Origin of the sequence: Limnobacter sp. SAORIC-690 (assembly GCF_002954425.1) — a bacterium.
Lineage (GTDB): Bacteria > Pseudomonadota > Gammaproteobacteria > Burkholderiales > Burkholderiaceae_B > Limnobacter > Limnobacter profundi.
On sequence record NZ_MQVZ01000001.1, the window covers coordinates 1,210,128 to 1,231,093 of the forward strand.

General features: G+C 51.4%; 16 protein-coding genes and 1 pseudogene. 14 read left to right on the forward strand and 3 right to left on the reverse strand.

Features of this window, described 5'->3' with window-relative positions; genetic code table 11:
* From ptsP to BSZ31_RS05805, 8 genes and pseudogenes are all read left to right on the forward strand, one after another.
* Positions 1–1,752: a phosphoenolpyruvate--protein phosphotransferase gene (gene ptsP / locus BSZ31_RS05770; RefSeq protein WP_105027947.1), complete on the forward strand. Its 1,752-nt coding sequence runs from the start codon at positions 1–3 to the stop codon at positions 1,750–1,752.
* 90 nt (positions 1,753–1,842) lie between these two features.
* Positions 1,843–2,979, forward strand: a complete 1,137-nt coding sequence (locus BSZ31_RS05775; RefSeq protein ID WP_105027948.1) for a homoserine O-acetyltransferase — start codon at positions 1,843–1,845, stop codon at positions 2,977–2,979.
* The gene (gene metW, locus BSZ31_RS05780) at positions 2,976–3,617 is read left to right on the forward strand and encodes a methionine biosynthesis protein MetW (RefSeq protein WP_105027949.1); all 642 of its coding nucleotides are present in this window, start codon (positions 2,976–2,978) and stop codon (positions 3,615–3,617) included. The genes BSZ31_RS05775 and metW overlap by 4 nt, the downstream gene beginning before the upstream one ends.
* A gap of 9 nt (positions 3,618–3,626) precedes the next feature.
* Positions 3,627–3,956 carry a DUF4212 domain-containing protein gene (locus tag BSZ31_RS05785; protein WP_105027950.1) on the forward strand — a complete coding sequence of 110 codons (330 nt, stop codon included), beginning with the start codon at positions 3,627–3,629 and terminating at the stop codon, positions 3,954–3,956.
* Positions 3,916–5,517: a cobalamin-dependent protein gene (locus BSZ31_RS17775; RefSeq protein WP_369907262.1), complete on the forward strand. Its 1,602-nt coding sequence runs from the start codon at positions 3,916–3,918 to the stop codon at positions 5,515–5,517. The genes BSZ31_RS05785 and BSZ31_RS17775 overlap by 41 nt, the downstream gene beginning before the upstream one ends.
* A gap of 41 nt (positions 5,518–5,558) precedes the next feature.
* Positions 5,559–7,217 (forward strand): annotated as a pseudogene (locus BSZ31_RS17780) (methylmalonyl-CoA mutase family protein); the annotation flags it as partial.
* Between the two features lie 684 nt (positions 7,218–7,901).
* A complete protein-coding gene (locus BSZ31_RS05800) occupies positions 7,902–8,558 on the forward strand; it encodes a cupin domain-containing protein (protein WP_105027952.1) in 657 nt (218 codons plus the stop codon).
* A 101-nt stretch (positions 8,559–8,659) separates the two neighbouring features.
* Positions 8,660–11,089: a PKD domain-containing protein gene (locus BSZ31_RS05805; protein WP_105027953.1), complete on the forward strand. Its 2,430-nt coding sequence runs from the start codon at positions 8,660–8,662 to the stop codon at positions 11,087–11,089.
* Here BSZ31_RS05805 and BSZ31_RS05810 read toward each other — a convergent pair.
* Positions 11,086–11,745 carry a GNAT family N-acetyltransferase gene (locus tag BSZ31_RS05810; RefSeq protein WP_105027954.1) on the reverse strand — a complete coding sequence of 220 codons (660 nt, stop codon included), beginning with the start codon at positions 11,743–11,745 and terminating at the stop codon, positions 11,086–11,088. The genes BSZ31_RS05805 and BSZ31_RS05810 overlap by 4 nt on opposite strands.
* A 45-nt stretch (positions 11,746–11,790) precedes the next feature.
* Between BSZ31_RS05810 and lipB the strand changes: the two genes are divergently transcribed.
* The 6 genes from lipB (at position 11,791) to BSZ31_RS05840 (ending at position 18,789) form a co-directional block, all read left to right on the forward strand.
* Entirely contained in the window at positions 11,791–12,498 is a 708-nt protein-coding gene (gene lipB, locus BSZ31_RS05815; protein WP_168426866.1) for a lipoyl(octanoyl) transferase LipB, read from the forward strand.
* 41 nt (positions 12,499–12,539) lie between these two features.
* Positions 12,540–13,523, forward strand: coding sequence for a lipoyl synthase (gene lipA, locus BSZ31_RS05820; protein ID WP_105027956.1), 984 nt, complete (start codon positions 12,540–12,542; stop codon positions 13,521–13,523).
* A gap of 110 nt (positions 13,524–13,633) precedes the next feature.
* Positions 13,634–14,494 carry a DUF5677 domain-containing protein gene (locus BSZ31_RS05825; protein ID WP_105027957.1) on the forward strand — a complete coding sequence of 287 codons (861 nt, stop codon included), beginning with the start codon at positions 13,634–13,636 and terminating at the stop codon, positions 14,492–14,494.
* A 774-nt stretch (positions 14,495–15,268) separates the two neighbouring features.
* Positions 15,269–15,466: a hypothetical protein gene (locus BSZ31_RS16695; RefSeq protein ID WP_146106619.1), complete on the forward strand. Its 198-nt coding sequence runs from the start codon at positions 15,269–15,271 to the stop codon at positions 15,464–15,466.
* 112 nt (positions 15,467–15,578) lie between these two features.
* On the forward strand, positions 15,579–17,540 hold the full coding sequence (locus BSZ31_RS05835) for an ATP-binding protein (protein WP_105027959.1): 1,962 nt from the start codon (positions 15,579–15,581) through the stop codon (positions 17,538–17,540).
* 1 nt (position 17,541) lies between these two features.
* Entirely contained in the window at positions 17,542–18,789 is a 1,248-nt protein-coding gene (locus tag BSZ31_RS05840; RefSeq protein ID WP_105027960.1) for a hypothetical protein, read from the forward strand.
* On the opposite strand, the gene BSZ31_RS05845 is transcribed toward BSZ31_RS05840, so the two are convergent.
* Both BSZ31_RS05845 and BSZ31_RS05850 read right to left on the reverse strand, forming a co-directional pair.
* Positions 18,756–20,117 (reverse strand): DNA cytosine methyltransferase, encoded by a 1,362-nt coding sequence (locus tag BSZ31_RS05845; protein WP_168426867.1) that lies wholly within the window; start codon positions 20,115–20,117, stop codon positions 18,756–18,758. The genes BSZ31_RS05840 and BSZ31_RS05845 overlap by 34 nt on opposite strands.
* A gap of 5 nt (positions 20,118–20,122) precedes the next feature.
* On the reverse strand, positions 20,123–20,638 hold the full coding sequence (locus BSZ31_RS05850) for a hypothetical protein (RefSeq protein WP_105027961.1): 516 nt from the start codon (positions 20,636–20,638) through the stop codon (positions 20,123–20,125).
* Positions 20,639–20,966: the final 328 nt, after the last annotated feature.

The following is a 20,966-nucleotide window of genomic DNA, read 5'->3' on the forward strand; positions in this document are numbered from 1 at the left end:
ATGACCCTGGCCTTGCATGGCATCGCAGTTTCACGAGGTATTGCAGTTAGCCGCGCCCTGGTGTGGGACACGGCCATGCGGGATATTCCCCGCAATCGCATCGATAAAAAATCGGTTCGTTTCGAGAAAAAAAGATTCGACAATGCCATCAAGCGCGTGGCCGATGAACTGGTTGAAATTCGCAGTCAAATTGCCGCTGACTCCCCCGCCGAGTTCGATGCTTTCCTGAATCTGCACAGCCTGATCCTTGCCGACCCCATTTTGTCGGAAGAACCCAAAAACCTCATTCAAAGCAAGCTGATCAATGCAGAATGGGCCCTGATTGAGCAAATGGAAGTTTTGCTCGAGCAGTTCTCCGCGATTGAAGACGACTACTTCCGCGAGCGCAACAGCGACGTGCGCCAGGTGGTTGAGCGGGTTTTGAAATCGCTGCGCGGGCATGCAACGGCTTTGCCCCTGCCGCCAGAAGGCGAGAATGAAGACCCCTGGCTGATTGTTGCGCACGATATTTCGCCCGCCGACATGGTGCAACTGAAAGGTCGCCGCGTGGGCGCTTTCGTGACTGAAATGGGTGGTGCAACCTCCCACACTGCCATTGTGGCGCGTAGCCTGGGCATACCTGCCGTGGTGGGCGTGCCGCGTGCGCTCGAGTTTGTACACAATGGCGATCTGGTGGTGGTCGATGGCAAGGTGGGTGCTGTATTCCTCGACCCTGCCGTCATGGTGGTCGAAGAATACCAGCGCAAGCAGGCCATTCTGGCTTTGTCGCGCCAGCGCCTGAAACGACTGATTACCACGGAGGCACGCACGCAGTGTGGTCGCCGGGTTGAACTGCTGGCCAACATTGAATTGCCTGAAGACGTGAAAGGCGTAGTCGATGCCGGAGCCGATGGTGTGGGCCTGTTCCGTTCCGAATTCCTGTTCATGAACCGCAAGGAATGGCCTTCAGAAGATGAACAGTACGAAGCCTACCGCAAGGTGATCAAGGCCATGAAAGGCAAGCCGGTCACGGTTCGCACGCTTGATCTGGGTGCCGATAAGACCCTGCAATTCGATGGTGCCAACAGCAGTGCCCCCCCGGTGTCCAGCACCTCGGCGCTGGGTTTGCGTTCCATTCGCTTCAGCCTGTCCGAGCCTGCGATATTCCTCACCCAAATTCGCGCCTTGTTGCGGGCTGCCAAGCATGGACCTGTGAAAATTCTGTTGCCCATGCTCACCAACATTCGTGAAACCAGACAGGCCTTGGCTTACATCGACATGGCCCGTGAGCAATTGCTCGAACGGCGTTTTCAGGCCAATCAGGCCGTGCCCATTGGCGGCATGATCGAAGTGCCTGCGGCCGCGCTCAGCCTGCCGCATTTTTTGAGTTACCTCGATTATGTGTCGATCGGCACCAACGACTTGATCCAGTACACCCTGGCTGTTGACCGGGTGGATCACCAAGTGGCTCACCTGTACGATCCCCTCCACCCGGCGGTGCTAAGGCTGGTGTACGAGGTCATCTCCAGTGCCGAAAAAGCAGGCGTGCCCGTGAGCGTGTGTGGTGAAATGGCAGGTGATATTCGCTTGACCCGCTTGTTGCTGGGTATGGGTCTTACCCAGTATTCAATGCATCCGTCACAACTACTCGATGTCAAAGAGTTGCTCTTGAAAACCGACTTTGAGGCCACGCAAAAACTGGTCAAAAAGGTGACTCGAACATTTGACATCGATAAAATTGACGCCCTGATGCGCCAATTGCACGAAGACTGATCCCGCAACCGGGCCGCCTTCAATGCCGGTTTGCGATTTATACTCAAAGGCTTGCGAAAACCAACAATCCAACCTAAGAAACACCGTATTGTGTCTGCCAACCAGTCCGTGGGCTTCGTAAAGCCCGAGCTTATTGAATTCACTGCACCGCTTTTACTCGAGTGCGGAAAGTCCCTGCCCAGCTATTCTCTGATGGTTGAAACCTATGGCACCTTGAATGCCGAGAAAAGCAATGCTGTGCTGGTGTGCCATGCTTTAAATGCCTCTCACCATGTGGCTGGCCTGTACGAAGGACAAGAAAAAAGCGAAGGCTGGTGGGACAACATGGTGGGTCCCGGCAAGCCGCTGGACACCAATCGTTTTTTTGTAATCGGCGTGAATAACTTGGGTTCGTGCTTTGGCTCCACTGGCCCGAGCAGTACCAACCCTGAAACTGGCAAACCCTACGGCGCCGACTTCCCGTTTGTAACGGTTCAAGACTGGGTGAATGCGCAGGTACGCCTGGCTGATTATTTCGGCATTGAAAAATTTGCCGCAGTCATGGGCGGCAGTTTGGGCGGCATGCAAGCCCTGCAATGGAGCCTGAGTTACCCCGACCGCGTGGGCCACTGCATGGTGGTGGCTTCAACGCCCAAATTGAGCGCACAGAACATTGCCTTCAACGAGGTGGCTCGCCAGGCCATTGTGACCGATCCCGATTTTCACGGTGGAAATTACTATGAGCACGGCGTGGTACCCAAACGCGGCTTGCGCCTAGCACGAATGATTGGCCACATCACCTATTTAAGCGGTGACGACATGGCCGAGAAGTTTGGCCGCACTCTGCGCAATGGCGATTACAACTACGGGCTTGAAGTGGACTTTCAGGTAGAAAGTTACCTGCGCTACCAAGGCGACAAGTTTGCAGATTACTTCGATGCCAACACCTACTTGCTGATAACCAAAGCGCTGGACTATTTCGACCCCGCACGCCACACGGGTGGCGATTTGGTCAAGGCCCTGCAAGCAGCCAAAGCCAAGTTTCTGCTGGTCAGTTTTACCACCGACTGGCGATTTGCACCCGAGCGAACCCGCGAAATTGTGGAGGCCCTCATGGCCAACCAGCGCGATGTCACTTACGCGGAAATTGACGCCCCACACGGTCACGATGCATTTTTGCTCACTGATGAGCGCTACCACAATGTGGTGCGCGGATACTTTGAGCGCATTGCCAAGGAGCTTGCATGAAAACCCTGCACGCCGTTCGCCAAGATGTACAACCCCTGCCCATTGTGGTGCCGCGGGCCGATCTCGATTTGATCGAAAGCTGGGTGCCCATGGGGGCACGCGTGCTCGATTTGGGCTGTGGTGACGGTTCGTTTTTGGCCCGTTTGATGAAAACCCGCAAGGCCACAGGCTATGGCGTTGAAATTGACGACAGCAATGTGCAGCGCAGTGTGGCCAATGGCATCAACGTGATACAGCAAGACCTTGAAAAAGGCCTGGCCATGTTCGAGGACCATGCCTTTGATGTGGTGATTTTGTCGCAAACCCTGCAAGCCATGCACAACACCGAGCGAATTTTGAAAGAGATCGCCCGGGTGGGCAAAGAAGGCATTGTCAGCTTCCCAAATTTTGGTCATTGGTACCATGTGTGGTCGATTGCATTGGGCCGCATGCCAGTGTCCAAACAAATGCCTTATCAGTGGTACAACACGCCGAACATTCACCTGTGCACCCCCAAAGATTTCGAGGCGCTGGTTGCTCAAATCGGACATAAAGTACTGGGCAAACAACTTTTTTTAAACGGCGAACCCGTTGAATTGTTGGGCAATTTGCGCAGCACTTTGGCGGTTTATCGCTTCAAGCCCCAGTTTGCAAATTAGGCTAACACCATGAAAACCCAGCAACCCACCCCACTTGAAAACGAGTATTGGCGGCAGGTTAAAAGAATTACCTGGCGCTTGCTGGCGGTGTGGATTGCCCTGATTCTCAGCGTGGTGTTGTTTATTCCCCAGCTTGGCATCACCGTTTATGGGGTGCCTTTGACCTATTGGGTCATCTCCAGCGTTCTGCTTTTGAGTTTTTTGGGATTGGTTGCGTGCTACGCATGGCGCATGGATAGGTTAGAATTGAAATTCAAACGAGCGGTGGAAAACAACCGCAACCATCCAGGAGACACGAATGAAAAGCAGCACCGGCGAGGTGGGAAAACCCCTCACTGACACCAAAGGCACGCCTCTGCGTTTTGTAACTGGTTCGTCCCTGTTCGACGGACACGACGCCGCGATCAACATGATTCGCCGCCTGTTGCAAAGCCAAGGTGCTGAAGTCATTCACCTTGGACACAACCGCTCCGTGCAGGAATTGGTAGACGCCGCCATTCAGGAAGATGCGGATGGCCTGGCCGTGAGTTCCTATCAGGGCGGGCACAACGAATTTTTCAAATACATGGTGGACGAGCTGAGGGCCAACAACGCCGGTCACATTCAAGTGTTTGGTGGCGGTGGCGGTGTCATTTTGCCTTCTGAAATAGAAGCCCTTCAGGCCTATGGCGTAAACCGAATTTACAGCCCGCAAGATGGCCAGAAAATGGGTCTGGAAGGCATGATCGGCGACATGATTGCCCGTGCAGCACAAGTGCGCGATGCCCGCAAAAAGATTGACACAGCTTGCTCACCGGAAAGCATCAAGGCTTTGGCCAACAACTGGCCCCTGCTAACCCAACTGATTACTCGCCTTGAGCGTGACGAAGTGCCTGCTGCCGATTTGGAAGTGATTCGTGAGCAAGCCAAAGCCAGCAAAACCCCAGTGTTGGGCATTACCGGTACGGGCGGTGCGGGTAAATCCAGCCTGACTGATGAGCTGATTCGCCGCCTGCGCATGGACCATGGCGACGACCTGACCATTGGCGTGGTGTGCGTAGACCCTTCCCGCCGTAAAACCGGCGGTGCCTTGCTGGGCGACCGCATTCGAATGAATGCCATTGGCCCTTGGGCTGGCAATGGCCCCAAAGTGTTCATGCGCTCGTTGGCCACACGCGATTCCGCACAAGAGGTGCCCGCTACCCTGCCCGATATTATTGCCTTGTGTCGCGCCACTGGTTTTGATGTGGTGCTGATTGAAACCCCGGGCATTGGCCAGGGCGACGCCGCGATTGTGCCGCATGTGGATTTCAGCCTGTATGTGATGACACCGGAATATGGTGCAGCCAGCCAGCTTGAAAAAATTGACATGCTGGATTTTGCGGACTTTGTCGCGGTGAACAAATTTGACCGCAAAGGCGCACTGGATGCGCTACGCGATGTGTGCAAACAGGTGCAGCGCAACCGCATGGCCTTTACCAGCATGCCCGACACCATGCCCGTGTACGGCACACTGGCCAGCCGTTTTAACGACGACGGTGTCAGTGCTCTGTACAAAGCCTTGCGTGCGGCCTTGCCGATTGCCAAGCCTTCCAAAGGTCTGTTCGATTCCATCGACACCAAACATTCCACAACCATGAAAGCGGTGGTGCCTTCCGAGCGCGTGCGCTACCTGGCCGAGATTGCGCAGGCTGTGCGCAGCTACAAAGCGCAAGTTCAGAAAGACGTGGCTGCCGTGTACGACCTGGAATGCATGCAACGTGCCCAAGCCCTGTTGCTTGAACACAAGCCTGACAAAACCAAGGCGGTGGAAGCGCTGGACGATATTGTTGAGTTGACGAACACTCGAATCAGCATGGCTGCGCAGAAGGCCATGAAAGACTATTCAAAGCTGACTGAGGGTTACCAAGCGACACGCTGACCTATGAAGTGCGCGGCAAGGCCCTGCAAGCACCGTTGACCGTGACTTCGCTCAGTGGCCTGAAAATCAATCGCGTCAGTCTGCCCAAGTTCACCAGTCGGGCCGACCTGCTGAAATTCGTGATGCTGGAAAACCTGCCCGGTTATTTCCCCTTCACCGCAGGCGTATTCCCCGTGAAGCGCGAAGGTGAAGACCCTACCCGCATGTTTGCCGGTGAAGGCGACCCCGCACGCACCAACCGCCGTTTCAAAATGCTCAGCAGTGCAAGCGATGCCAAGCGATTGTCGACTGCTTTTGACTCGGTCACTCTGTACGGTTTTGATCCCGACCTGCGCCCCGACATTTACGGCAAGGTAGGCACCAGTGGCGTGAGTGTGGCCACGCTAGACGACATGAAAGTGTTGTATAGCGGCTTTGATTTGTGCGCTCCAAGCACCAGCGTGTCCATGACCATCAACGGCCCGGCACCCAGCATTTTGGCGATGTTCCTGAACACTGCCATTGATCAGCAGGTGGACTTGTTCACGGCCAAAAACAAGCGAGCTCCGAGTGCGGATGAATACGCGAATATCAAGGCAGCCACTTTGAAGGCTGTGCGCGGCACAGTTCAAGCAGACATTCTGAAAGAAGACCAAGGCCAGAACACTTGTATTTTCTCGACTGAATTCAGCCTGCGCGTGATGGGCGATATTCAGCAGTACTTTATCGACCATGAAGTGCGTAACTTCTACAGCGTGTCGATCAGCGGTTATCACATTGCCGAGGCCGGGGCCAACCCAATTTCACAACTGGCGTTTACCTTGTCAAATGGCTTTACCTTTGTGGAAGCCTATTTGGCACGCGGCATGAAAATCGACGACTTTGCGCCCAACCTCAGCTTCTTCTTCAGCAATGGCATGGACCCCGAATACACCGTATTGGGCCGTGTTGCACGTCGCATTTGGGCCATCGCCATGCGCGACCGTTATGGTGCCAGCGACCGCAGCCAGAAGTTGAAATATCACATCCAAACCAGTGGCCGAAGCCTGCACGCGCAGGAAATCGCATTCAACGATATACGCACCACCTTGCAAGCCCTGATTGCCGTATACGACAACTGCAACAGCCTTCACACCAACGCCTATGACGAGGCAGTGACCACGCCGACCGAGGAAAGCGTGCGCCGTGCCATGGCCATTCAGTTGATCATCAACAAGGAATGGGGCTTGGCGAAAAACGAAAATTCAAGCCAGGGTGCATTCATCATTGAAGAATTGACCGAACTTGTGGAAGAAGCCGTGTTGGCCGAACTGGACCGCATCAGCGAACGCGGCGGCGTACTGGGTGCCATGGAAACAGGCTACCAGCGTAGCAAAATCCAGGAAGAGTCGATGCATTATGAAATTCAGAAGCACGACGGCACCTTGCCAATTGTCGGTGTGAATACATTCACCAACCCCAATGACAACGCCGATTCCTTGAACTCGCTTGAACTGGCCCGCGCAACAGAGGAAGAAAAGTTGAGCCAGCTGGATCGCCTTGCCGAGTTTCAGCAAAGGCATGCGGCAGAAAGTGGCCCCATGCTGGAGCGTTTGAAGCAAACTGCCATGGACGGTGGCAATGTGTTTGAGGTGCTGGTGGATGCTGTTCGGGTGTGTTCACTTGGGCAGATTACGCAGGCGCTGTTTGAGGTGGGTGGCAAGTACCGCAGGTCGATGTGAGGGCCCCTACTGGCGTCTATTGCCAACTCGTCGTGGGTTGCTTGCGTAGGCTGTCGTTGGAGGCTCTTGAGCTGAACTTGAAGGGTCACCGCTGCCCGAAAACTTGGCATTTCGGCTTGTCGTCTTGAGCCTGCACTAAGCCAAGCCCTCCAAAAGTAACGGTCGGGTCTTGGCTTTCGCGCCAGGGCTCGATCGTTGGTCTCTGCGCGCCAAGCCGGCAAGTTTTCTGACTGGTCATCGTGCGACCCATTGCAAGTTCAGCTCCCAGCTCTCCAGTGCCGCGCTTCGCCATCTCCGAGCGACGCACGACTGTGTTCAAAGCCCTATCGACGCTGGCGAATCTGCACCACTTCGTGGCTCACGTACGGATATGCAGCCCAATCGGCGGCGGTGTTTCGATCGCCTCGCCTTCAAGAAAACCTGCCCTTGCATGCCGAGCAGGGCCGGTGTTGCCCAGCATGGGCGACAGAGAACGGACCCGACCCGCTGTTTAGGAGGGTCGTTCTCAGGCATCGCAAGGCTCAGCAAGGGAGAAACAGGTTTTCTGGCGAGAGATCGGAACCCAAGCCGAGTGGGCGATTAAAAAGCTGCGAGACAGCTGAACCCAAGCTGATTGAGCTAGACAAAACGGCTTTCGAGCTTTGCGTTAAAATGAGACTATCGCAGTATTCACCAAGCAGCACCATGAAACTCAATGCCGATCTTTCCCAACGCGCGGTCGTCAACAGCAACAACGTCGACTGGGTTGCCTCACCAGCCCCCGGTGTATGGCGCAAACCACTGGAACGCGATGGCGATGAAGTGGCGCGTTTAACTTCGATTGTTCGTTACGACGCAGGCTGTTCATTTCCTGAACATGAGCATGGCGGTGGCGAAGAGTTCTTCGTGCTGGAAGGTACTTTTGAAGATGAGTTTGGCGTTTATCCCAAGGGTACATATGTCAAAAATCCTGTTGGAACCAAACATTCTCCACGCTCCAATAACGGTTGTATTCTTTGGGTAAAGTTGCGTCACATGCACCCAGACGACCAGCAGTCTGTGGTCATCAACACAGTGGAAGGGCCGTGGGAAAACACCCTGTTCCCTGGCGTTCAAATTTGTAGGCTGGATCGTTTTCTAACGACGGATACTTTCCTGTTGAAGTGGTCTCCCGGCGCAACCTATGCCTTTCATCGGCACAGCGGTGGCGAGGAAATATTTGTGTTGGAGGGTACCTTGCAAGACGAACTCGGTGTTTATCCAGCGGGGACCTGGACGCGCAATCCAGACGGAAGTTTTCACAAACCATTTAGTCCGGATGGTTGTTTGATATTGGCGAAAATCGGCCATTTGCCGACCTAGGTGTTTGTGTGTCAAATTAGTGACTTGTCTCTTAGTAGGTTTCACCTCATCTTAAGCACCGGCAGCTTGGTAACAGTACCAAACCCAATTGGACTGTCGCCATGTTGTACACCACCCGAATCCTTCTCCCTGCGCTTCTTGTTTCACTGCTGGCTGCATGCGGTGGCAATGACAACACCACCCCTCCCACACGGGTAGAGGGTCAGGAAACCTCTCCCACGCTAAGCGCCGGAAGCAATCAGCAAGCCGCAGAGCGAAGCACCATTGAGCTGCGCGCCACGGTGCAAAACACAGATCAGAATTCTGTGGTGGCTTATGCCTGGTTTCCTGCCAGTGAAGAAACCGTGTTCTTTGGTGATGCGGGTCGGTCGGATGAATCTGTTTTGAATCTGCAACTGCCCCAGGTCAACAACGACACCTCTGTTGAGTTTGTGGTGCAAGCCCAGCTTTCCAGCGGCACTGTGCTTGAGGACCGTGTTCAGGTCACCATTCAAAACACCTTCGACAACGCCTTGCCCGTGGTCAATACCAATGCGCTGCCTATTCAAGCCGATAACCGGCTAATGGCCAGCGCCTGTGATTCCACCGATTCCGATGGCACCATTCAAACTTACCAATGGCGCAATGAAACCCTGAATATTCAATACGAAGAAACAAGCTGCAACTTGAATGTGCAACTGCCCAATTCGCCTGAATCTCAAACTTACACCTTGCGGGCCATTGCAATTGACAACGAGGCGGGCTTGGGCTTCAAACTGTTCAATGTCACCACCCCCCAGCGCCCAGCCAACACTGCACCGGTGATTCAAAACGCCAGTGCATTGCCTGAACCCGTGCGTCCCGGTGAAACTTTGAACTTGCAAGTCAACGCCAGTGATGCCGATGGTGACACCCTGTTTTATCGCTGGACACAAACCGATGGTGCGATGCTGGAAATAAGCAATGCAGACAAAGCCATGGCCCAGGTGCAAATTCCTGCCGACCTGGCCAATCAAACCTTAAGCTTCCGCATTGAAGTATCAGACCGAGCCAATTTCCAAACCTCGGTCAGCCAACGCAGCGTGGATGCCAGCGTGCGCAGCAACACCAGCAGCAACGCGGGTCTTCTGGAGTGCCTGCAAGACCCCACGCGCGTGGGTTGCCCCTTGGCCGGTTTGTTGTCCGCGCCTCCCCTTGGCGCTCAACAACCGAGAAGCGCGCAGTTTTCAGCTGGGCAGTGCACCCCCTTCTATGGCGGTGGTGTGAATGGGCAAGGCTACTCCCACTTGTTGGGTGCCATGCACGAGCACACAGCTTACTCGGATGGGCAAGCCAAGACCGATCCGCTTCAGGTCTACCAACAAACCCGCGAGCGCGGCATGGACTTCGTGATGTCATCGGACCACTCCGACAATCTGGCTATTCCCTTGGCCTTGCCCGATCCCGACAACTGCGCAGACCAGCCTTTGTCGTGTGTCATTTCCGACCCCGACAATCTGAGCAACAGCCTCACCAAATGGCAAAGTACGCTGGCGCAGTCCAATCAAGTGACTGGCGAGTCGCCTGGCCTGTTCACCGCCATGCGGGGTTTTGAGTGGACCTCCGACCGCTTCGGGCATGCCAATGTGTATTTGAGTAAACACAACATCAACGCCAAGCTTGGCCCGGGCTATTTGGTGTCGATGGATTTGTTCTGGCAGTGGTTTGTGTTGTCGCCGCAATTGGGTGGCGGTGGCGATGGCCTCATGATATTCAATCATCCTGGCCGTGAAGATGCGCTGCATGGTGCCTTGTTGCAAATTGGTGAGGGCGTGGGCCAGGCCACACGCATGGCTGGCGCGCTGAATGCATTGAATGTGTTTCAGCGAGGCGACCCGGCTTACGCCTTTAACGACTTCAAATACGTGGCACCTGCCGACTACCGCGTGGTGGGCCTGGAGGTGTTTGGCAAAGGCGATGAATACGACACCGATGGCAAGTTTGGCTCGTGGTATGGCCACGCACTGGACAAGGGTTGGTACTTGGGGCCAGCCGGTTCGGAAGACCACCATGCCACAGACTGGGGCGGTAGCAGTTTGCCCAAGACAGTCGCAATTACACGCGCCAACAACCAGGCTGACATTCGCGAAGCTTTCCTGGCTCGTCGCTTTTACACCGTGGCCCAACATGAAAATGCCTTGCGCTTGACCTTTGAAGCCGTTCAGGCCTCCACGCGAGGCCAGCAACGCCTACCAATGGGCTCGCGCATTGGTACACAGGACAACACCGTTCAATTTGAAGTCAGCGTTCGCAGCACGCAAGCCATGGACCCTTTGCAAGGCATGTCGTTTGAACTGTTCAGCTCACAGTCAGGTCCGGGCACCAACGAGGCGCAGCGCTACCTGCCCCTGCAAACCCAGACCGGGAAAAACGGACGCTTCACGGTAAGCCCAGCCGATGGAAAGAATTGGTATTTCGTGCGCGTAAAACGGGGCGATCGAATTGTGGCGGTGAGTGCACCGATCTGGATATTCAAAGGAAGCGAGCCGCTGCCAGAATGTGCAACGCTTTAAAACTCCTCAGCCCACTTTCGAAACTGGTTGAGCGAACCCTTGAACAAATGGTCAATGTCGGCTAAATGTTCATCAACAAATTCCCGCACCATTGAACTGGTGCTGGCAGGCTCTACGCGCAGGTGGGCCTCGCACTGGCCGTCTGCAGTGCTCACCCGCATGTTCAGTTTGTGGGCAATACGCAGCATGGCTTCGTTGTCCATCAGGGTGTAAATAAACAGCATTTCAATGCCTTCGTTGCGTGCCCTGCGCAAAGCCCTTTGAAACAGCAGCGTACCCAGGCCATGCCCCCGCATATTGGCGTCCAGTGACAGTCCCAATTCCGCACCCTTTGGGGCTGTGCTGTCTTTGGGCTGGTTCAGTTCAGCCAAATGCACCACGCCCAGCAGTACTTCATCACGCCCGAAAATGCCAAACACGGAGTCGCGCTCAAAATCAATGCTGGCGGTGTATTTCGCAATTGCGGCATCTCCCAGCGCATAACTAAAGCGCAAACGGCGATCCGTTTCATTCAGGGCCAGCAAGTGTGCAAGAATTAAAGGGCGGTGTGAATCATCCAGTTCCACAATCGGAACTTTGGACAGGCCCAGAATGGACGCAGCCCTGCGCCCCAAGACGCTGGGAATATCAAACCATTCAATGGGCTCTGACGACATGATGAACTCGACTGCGAAATTGTGAAAAATCGGAAATATGCCTACATGATCCACCAACAAGAAAGCAAGCCGCAACCCAATACCCTGCAAGTTGGAGTACCACTTCAAATTCGCGAATTGGGTTTGGTGGACTATTTGCCCACCTGGGAAGCCATGCGAAATTTCACAGATGCCCGTTCAGAACAGCTCAACGGCCCAATGAGCGACGAGATCTGGATTTGTGAACACCCCCCTGTGTTCACTTTGGGCCTTGCTGGCAACCCGGCACATATGTTGCAACGCAGCAACATACCCTTGGTGAATACCGACCGTGGGGGGCAAATCACCTACCACGGCCCTGGCCAAATTGTTATTTATCCGCTTTTGGACCTTCGCCGCTTTGGTTTGAAGGTGCGAGAGTACGTTCAATTGCTTGAGCAAAGCATAATTGACGCCTTGGTGCAGGTGGGTGTGGCGGATGCCCAACGCAAACCAAACGCCCCTGGCGTGTACACCCAGCACCATGGCAGCCTGGCCAAAATTGCCGCCCTGGGCATCAAGATCCGCAAGGGGTGTAGCTATCACGGCCTGTCGCTGAATGTGGCTATGGATTTAAAGCCATTTCAGCAAATAAACCCCTGTGGTTACGCTGGTTTGGAAACAGTGGACTTGGCCACGATTGGTGTTAAAATTTCACAAGCTGAGATGCAAATGCATCTGATGAAATACCTGATTCAACACCTTGAAGCCGCGCGATCCGCGGTGGCAAAGTAAACACATGGCCCCAATCACCCAAAGGCCAGGGAGCAAAAAACGTGTCCGAGATCAATGAAAAGTCCGCTGTGGCCAAAGAACTGAGCGCAGTCAGCGATCCGACCGTCAAGCAAAAAGCAGCTGCGAAAACCGCTCGAATTCCCATCAAGATTGTGCCCTTCGAGCAGTTGAAAAAACCCAGCTGGATCCGCGTGAAGGCCGGCTCGCCGTCGACCCGTTTCTACGAAATCAAGGAAATTCTGCGCGAGCACAAGTTGCACACCGTGTGCGAAGAAGCCTCCTGCCCCAACATTGGTGAATGCTTTGGCAAAGGCACCGCCACCTTCATGATTATGGGCGACAAGTGCACCCGCCGTTGCCCCTTCTGCGATGTGGGCCACGGCCGCCCCGATCCGCTCGATGAAAACGAGCCCCTGAATTTGGCAAAAACAATCGCAGCCTTGCGCTTGAACTACGTGGTAATTACCAGCGTAGACCGTGATGACTTGCGTGATGGTGGCGCTGGTCACTTTGTGGCCTGTATTGAAAAAACCCGTGAATTGTCGCCCAACACCAAAATCGAGATTCTGGTGCCCGACTTCCGGGGTCGCCTGGACCGTGCGCTGGGTATTTTGAATGCTGCCCCGCCCGATGTCATGAACCACAACCTGGAAACCACCGAGCGCCTGTACAAGGAAGCCCGCCCTGGTTCAGATTACAAACACTCGCTGAAGCTGCTGCAAGAATTCAAAAGAGCGCACCCCAACACGCCCACCAAAAGCGGCATCATGGTGGGCCTGGGCGAAACCGATGAAGAAATTTTGCAGGTGATGCGCGACATGCGCGAGCACCAAGTGGACATGATCACGATTGGCCAATACCTGGCACCCTCAGGCCACCACTTGCCCGTGCGCCGCTATGTGCACCCCGATGTATTCAAAATGTTTGAAGAGAAAGCCTACGAAATGGGCTTCACGCATGCAGCCGTTGGGGCCATGGTTCGTAGTTCATACCATGCAGATGAACAGGCGCACGGTTTGGTGTAACACGACAGTTCCACCTCCTAACGTAGTCCCCATGGTGAACATTAGAGACATTCGCAAACGCTATCAACTCAATAAGTTAGATTGCAGCAGTTCTTTGAGGAAGTTTTGTAATGGCAATCGATCCATCAGAGGTGCAACAGCAAGCGTGGGTAGAAGAAACCCTTTTGCTATTACGCGAGCTGTTGCCGCTGATGTCTCCAGTCGGCAGGTATCAGTATCGGGCTAAGGAGCACGCTCATTCTATTGGGGCGCTGGCTAGTGCCTGCGCGCGTTCATCTGAAAGCGTCGTTCTGCTGTGTGCGTACGGCCAGTTATGGGATGCAGAGGTAGTTTCTCGCTCCGTTTGCGAGGGCACCTTGAAGTTCATGTATTTGCTGCAAGCAGTTGATACGTTCGAAAAGCGCCATGATGAATATGCATTGGATCTTTTCCACATAGGGCTGCTGAAAGACCATAAGAAAGCAGAAGAGCTACTTGCAGGGGTAGCTGATCCGGAGGCGCCCTACTGGAGGCCCATACAAGAGCGGCTTCTCTCCCCGGACGAACTCACGGATATCGAGTCACGTTTCGACAAATATGCCAGGCGTAGTTTAGAAACCAAGTGGGGTTTTTCTGGCCTTCTAAGACACCTTGCTAGATCGGGAGATCCTGCTTTTTCAAATATATCCTGCTTCTCACATGGATACTCGATGTCCAGTCACCTGATGCATGCTGACTCCATCGGAACCTCAATCGCACTAGAGCGAGATTTTCGATCTTCCGAAAGGCGGCAAAAATTACATCTTAGTCATTTAGCCGGGTTACTATCGAGTCAAGTCCAGTATATTTATATGCGCTTGAAGATTGGGTATAGATTTGTGGGACACCCACCAGATGATCTCCTCGGGGCGGAAGTAAAAATCCGGGCGTTGGAAAATAAGTTTGGGATGGCTTACGAGGAATGGCTTAATTGCGAATACAGAGATGAATGATGAAGCCACTTTCCCGCCGATCCTTAGGATTCATTTAGCTTGTGTGTTTACAGAGCTTAGACCCAGGCCATGCTTATTAACATGTTGATATTGAGACGTTCAAAGGCGCTTTACACTTACTCAACTTGGCGGCTTGGTCGGTTTAGCGTCATAGCGAGTGATCCAGAAGTTGCAATAGAACATAAACTTCAGGTTTTCCTCACCAAAGCTAGCGATTTCGGCAAGGGGCTTGGCACGCGAACGATGCAGTATAAAAGTGATTCTCCGCATGAGGTTAATGGCGTAGTACTACCTCTATTGCTGCGCTTGGGTTCCTTTTAGCGGGACAGCAAACTGTAGGCACTTAGAAAACAGGACGAGCAAGTCTTTGATCTAGACATTTCTCAAAGCCTGTCGAACTGATTGTGACAAATGGAGTTGAGGGTGCAGCGCTGGTCCCTGTCCGTGCCCATCTTTATGTGGGGCTACGGCTAGGATAACAAGTGGATTGTTTTGCCGAATACGGCGACCCGAAAGAATAATCTTTCGCGCTGTGGATCCGGTACGTTTCTACTACTCTAATTCGGCTCAGTTCTCGAAAGTTAATCCTGTTATCCAGGTTGCTTTTTACATTCGTGTAGTAGCTGAAAATGCGCCGTTATGTAAAGCACGCTTGCCCCCACTATCAGATGGACTGAGGGTATTAAGTCCAAAGTGCGCAGCCGACAGGCCAATTGCAATGAGCGTATATTAACCGTCGTAGAACACACCTAAGACATGTGGTTTTAACCGGGATTGAACCAGCCGCTGGTTGCTTCAATGTTATCGAAATTGAAAGCAGGCCCGATGCAACAGATGATAAATGCTGTAAAGATATTATCATCCGTATTGGACGGCGGTACCTTATCAGTTATGTTAGAAGAGGTCATTGCCGATAAGTTATCTCGTCAAGGTGAAACGGCATCAAACCGTCTGCCATTACTGGCAGCCTAAATTGGGAAGAAGGAAAAAGGCATTTGACATTTGGATTCAACATAAGAAGACAAAGTTGGCAGAATGCTAAGGGCTCTTCAAATAAGCAGCAACCAAGACTAAAGGTTTGAAAGTGAACAAAAAAATAGAGCCGGTTACCAAAGCACAAATACAAAAGCAAGAGACACACGAGCTTGCTGAAGACATAAGAAGCAAGCTAAAGCTTGGGCAAGTCTCTGAAGCAGTCCTTTCCACTGATGAAAAAGTATTAGCTCGTGTGACTGACGGTATATACAGGCAGCCAGCATCAGCCTTACGAGAGCTAATATCGAATGCGTACGATGCAGATGCCGAAACCGTATCAATCGATACAGATGCACCACGATTTGAAAATATTGTTGTTCGTGACGATGGCAACGGAATGTCTATTGAGGCCCTAACTAACCTCATTCACCACATAGGCGGAAGTGTCAAAAGAAGTTCGCGATCTGATGTTAAGGGGATCACAAATCCTGAAGACCCCACCCTAAGTCCTGTAAAGAAGAGAAAGCTAATTGGCAAGATTGGTATTGGTCTATTTAGTGTTGCTCAATTAACTAGAGAATTTACGATAGTTACGAAGCAAACAGGATCTGATTTCTACCTTATTGCCGAAGTCGTATTGAATAATTACTCTGAGCAACAACTTAATGAATACGAGAAACGCGGGCAGAGCTTTGAAACCGGATTCGTAAAAATTAAGACAGAACCCGCCGATCAGCTTGATAGTCACGGCACGGATATCATATTAAGAAATATAAAGAGGAGCGCGAGAGACCAGCTGAAGAGTGTTGGAATATGGCTGCAGGAGTCCGCAGAGATAGACCAATCTCATAACGGCGAATTGACACCTGTGGAAGCCCCCAAGTTTCATATTGGCTGCATTCATAGCGATAACGAGTCGGTAATACATAAGAAAGAGTCTCTTCCATGGACCAACTCAGACGCCCCCCGAGAAAAGTTCGTGAAACTTTACCAGGCCATGATCGAAAGGTCGGCCACAACTGTTAGTCCAAAAATTGAGCTGGATTTAGATAACTATCTAAACATGCTATGGACGCTTAGCCTATCTGTTCCAGTGGATTACATAGAAAAGCATCCTCTTCTATTGTCTGGCAGCGACTACGAGGAAGTTCACGTCATAAATAACGCTCCAAAAGGAAAAGTCAGAACAATTAGCCTCGAAAAAAATCAGACCATAAAGGAGGCGCTCGATCTTATGACTCCAACAGATAAAACAGACTTCAATGTGGTAATTGATGAAATACAATTATTTCGTCCGTTGCGTCTTAACAACTTGCCGAGTACTCAGGCGGCGGTTAAACATCCGATTCTCTTTATCGGATCTGCGTCCCCTGATACCTCCAAGATCGGTGCAGCGTTATCGGGAGGTGATTTATCTTTCGAAGCATATATATTGTGGTGCCCAAAAGTTGTTCCAAAAGAACATAATGGCGTACTAATTAGAATACATAATTCGACAGGGGTGCTTTTTGATGCTTCCTTCATGAAGTATCAAGTTGCAGAGCATGTTATCAAAGGGCAGCTTAGTATCGAGATATTTATTAATGAAGGAATGGACTCCGCTCTAAATATTGATCGAGAGTCTTTTAACGTTTCTCATCCACACTATCAAATAGTGATGCGATGGCTCCACAACGCTTTAAGACAAGTAATAGCAAAATTCAAAGATATAAGAAAAGCTGCGCTGGGAGAAAGGAAAGAGGAGGATGGACGCGAGTTCGATGCTCGAATTTCTTCTCTCATTCGAGATGTTGCAATACGGGTCCGGAAAGAAATGGAGGATGTGCGTACGGTACAGGTTTTACATAGCGATGAAAAACCAAAAATTGGTTTTTTTCAAGTCGAAAAATCAGCGTTATCTGAGTGGTACTCATCAAAGGATAAAAACCAAGAGATTCCCCAAAATGTATTGAAAAAATTTAAGGCATTGGTTCAGGTTTTGGATTCTTTTGATTTGATCGACGGATTGTCTGATCAAAAGCAAAAAGAACTATTTCGAGCTATTGTAAAAGTCTTGGGTATCGAGGACTGACATGCAAAACGACTTTGATCTCGATTCCGAGGATTTTGGACTTTCTCCGGAAACCCCTTCGGTCAAACCTGAATTAGAATCTTCAGGGGTTCCCAAGTATGCACCTTGGCACAAGCCCCGAAAGCAGTGGGTTCGAGAAAAGCAATGGTGGGGATCTATCTCTCGATACCTGCTGCAGGATAAAGAAAAATTTGTCGGACCTCAAACGATACGCTATTTTGGCCTGCCGGGAGAGGATTTGTTGGATGTAATGTACTTGCGTAAAAACTTAGAGAACGAGGGAGCCGCAATATCGATATTTGGATTGAATCACAGTCCTGAGTCTTGGGGGCGAGCTCAAGTTCAACTAAGTCGCTTGCTGGACAACCCCAACGTCAGTTCATCATCCTGTGTTGTTCAGTATAGTTTTAATGATCTACAGTACAGTCATGCAACGTTATTCAGAAAAGTACAAGAATCCGGTCCATTCGATATTGTAAACCTCGATTTCTGCGACAATATTATTTCCCCGGGTTTTGAAAGCACACGGCTTGTTGCAATAAAGAACTTGGTGGATTATCAGCTTCAATTTCACCCATCTCCTTGGATGCTGTTTATTACGACCAGATCGTCCAAGCTATCTTCTTCTGAGGATATTTTTCACACCTTATATGAGTTGATCAAAGGGAATTTAGCGTCTAAAGAATTTATGGATGCTTTCTCCTTGCACTTTGGTGAAGCCTTGCAAGGAAAGGAAGACGAGCGCACTTTAGTTGCTCGAACAGAGCTGAGTGATAGCCATCACTCAAAACTATTAATTGTAGGATTGCTTAAGTGGATCTTTCAGGTCGCCGTGCAAAGAATGTGTGATGCCAAGCTCACCAGTATTGTGTGCTACGACATTGAAGGTGAGAGTTCGGAGAACGACATGATCTCCCTGTGTATTAAATTTACCAAACACCTGTCAACTACTTCTGACAGCAGTGGGCTTACTGTCGTACGTCAAGCACCAGCTAGTATAAAAAATAGCGAACCATTATTGGCGGCCCGCTCTTTGTCCAAGGTGGCCAAAATGAAAAGTGTTGATGTAATTCTGAAAGATGACATCAAACTTTACGGTCAGATGACGAAACAGAAAATGTCTTTACTGGAGGCTGCTGGGAAAGCCGTCGTAGACTATGTTGACAATGTCTGTGCTTTGGATCTCGATAGCTTTGGGGTTAGCCGCGAAGAATTTCACAACATACTTGGAGCAATTTCTTCTGACTGAACGTTGGATTCGTTTGTTGTTTCGCTTAGATACTCGACAGAAGCAGCAGTGGGTGTGCGGTTTAGCTGCGAAATCAGCATCGCACCAATAGCGTCGGCAATCAGCGGTGGCACAGCATTTCCTACCTGTGTGTATCTCGGACACTCTTGCTTGCGTTGTTTGCCTCCAGTTGTGTATTTACCTTGAAATTCAAACCAATCCGGGAACGATTGAATTCGTGCATTTTCTCGGACGGTTAGTATTCGGGGTTCACAGTAATGCAAGATGTCGTCCGGCAGTGTAGTAATTGTTGGGGCCGGGCTATTCGGGTCAAGTACGGTTGTCGAATGTTTTTTAGTTCCGACCTTTGCACGCTCTTTGACTGTCAAGCAACGCCCGGGGCGGCATGTTTTCTGAACCTTCTTGAAATATTCGACGGTTGTTTTTTTATGCTTTGCTAGCCTGCGGCTATTTGGCGTTTGCGCACCAAAATGGGCACGAATTAGTTTTAAATAGCCGTGCGGAGCCATTGGGGATTGGTAGAGGGTCTCTTGGAAACCCTTAGTATCTGAATCTGTGCTTTCAATTAGGATCGCTCCATCGACCAACAAATCGGCTATGGCTTCCTTAACGGAAATCTTTCGATTGACCGGGAGTCCTTTGTTCTCGAGGAAAGCCTTACGAGAGGCCATTAAGGTTTCGAAGAGGCTCGGAACAGTTTCGCCATCTTCGGTATTCAGTTCGCACAACACCAAGTAGCGCAGTCGATTCTGGGGGACGCCAAAGTCAGCGCAATTAACTAGACCACGGGACACTGAGTAGCCCAGATCTTCTAGTCTTCCGGCAACGTAGTCAGCATAAGAGGTGTGATTCGGATTCTTGATGAGGTTATCAAATGCTTCGTCAGTTTCAAATCGCATGTTGAAGCCCGCCACGTTTTCAATCACAAGGAAGCGAGGCTGGAGCTTTTCCACGAGAACCAAGTACTGCTCTGTCATTTGATTGCGGGGATCTGCCGGGTCGCGGCGACCTGCTGTTGAAAAGCCTTGGCAGGGCGGCCCACCTACGATCAAATCAATCGATCCCTTGAGGTTTTCAAGCTGAGCCCCATGTTCAAGTAACAGGTTTTCACAGGTCATGGCTTGTTTTGGAAGCCATGAAGGCCAATCAAATTGGTACCGTTTCCCGTCTACTAGATTATGGCGCAGGGTCTCAAAGGCCAGGGGGCTGCGTTCGATGGCAAAAACACCCTGGCAGCCGGCTTCGAGCAAGCCTAATGACAGACCGCCACAACCAGCGAATACATCCGCAAAACGAAGAGGTTTTTTCATATTATCAATGGCTACCATAACCTTTAGCGCGTGCGACCGCGCTCAATTTTGACATAAGAACAGAGAAAGCTCCAGATACTTATGTTCCCAAATCGACAGTTCAAGCTTTTCGCCTTCGTTTGCTCGCGTGGGTTACGGCCAATAGAAACATGAGGTGCATTTAACTCACCGCACTGTTGATCAATTGGTTTGTATGGCACCGGAAACGTCATATCAAAACGCTCACCGTGCCTGCGTTTTAGAATTCGCTTCAATTCAATTCGGTGAATATCGGCTTGCACCCGTTTCAGGTGCCGAATAAATGCATAGCGGGCCAGCGTGCCCAGGGCAAAGGCACCACCCACTGCATACATAGTGAATATCAACAGGTACAGAAAAATTTCTGTGCCTTCTATGGCGTGCAGTACAGTACTCAAAATGTAAATTGAGTCCAGAAAAACTATAGTCATCAAACCCAAAGTAATCGACACACTGATTTGTTTGGCTTGTCGCTTGGCCAGTAACAGGGCTTCCAGCTTGTCAATTTCGACCTCACTCACCGTACACCCCACCACATTGAATCTTGCCAATTCCCGTGCCTCGTTGCGCGGACACGCATTGTCCGGCGCGCTTCAATTTCAGTCCATAGAGGGTTTGCTGCGATGCATCAGTAAAAGCACCAAGAACGTGACTATCTGAGCATATTTGTCACGTAAACGGTGTACCCATTCAGCTGCTTTTTGTTCAGTTAATTGCGAAACTGCCCGGCGCTGATAAATTCTCCGAAGCGTTCACACCACACAACAGCCGCGCTGTATTGTTGCAAGTCGGTGTTGGGCGGAAGGTCGAGAATGAATCCGCCAAAGGTTTTTACCGACCCCACTTGCA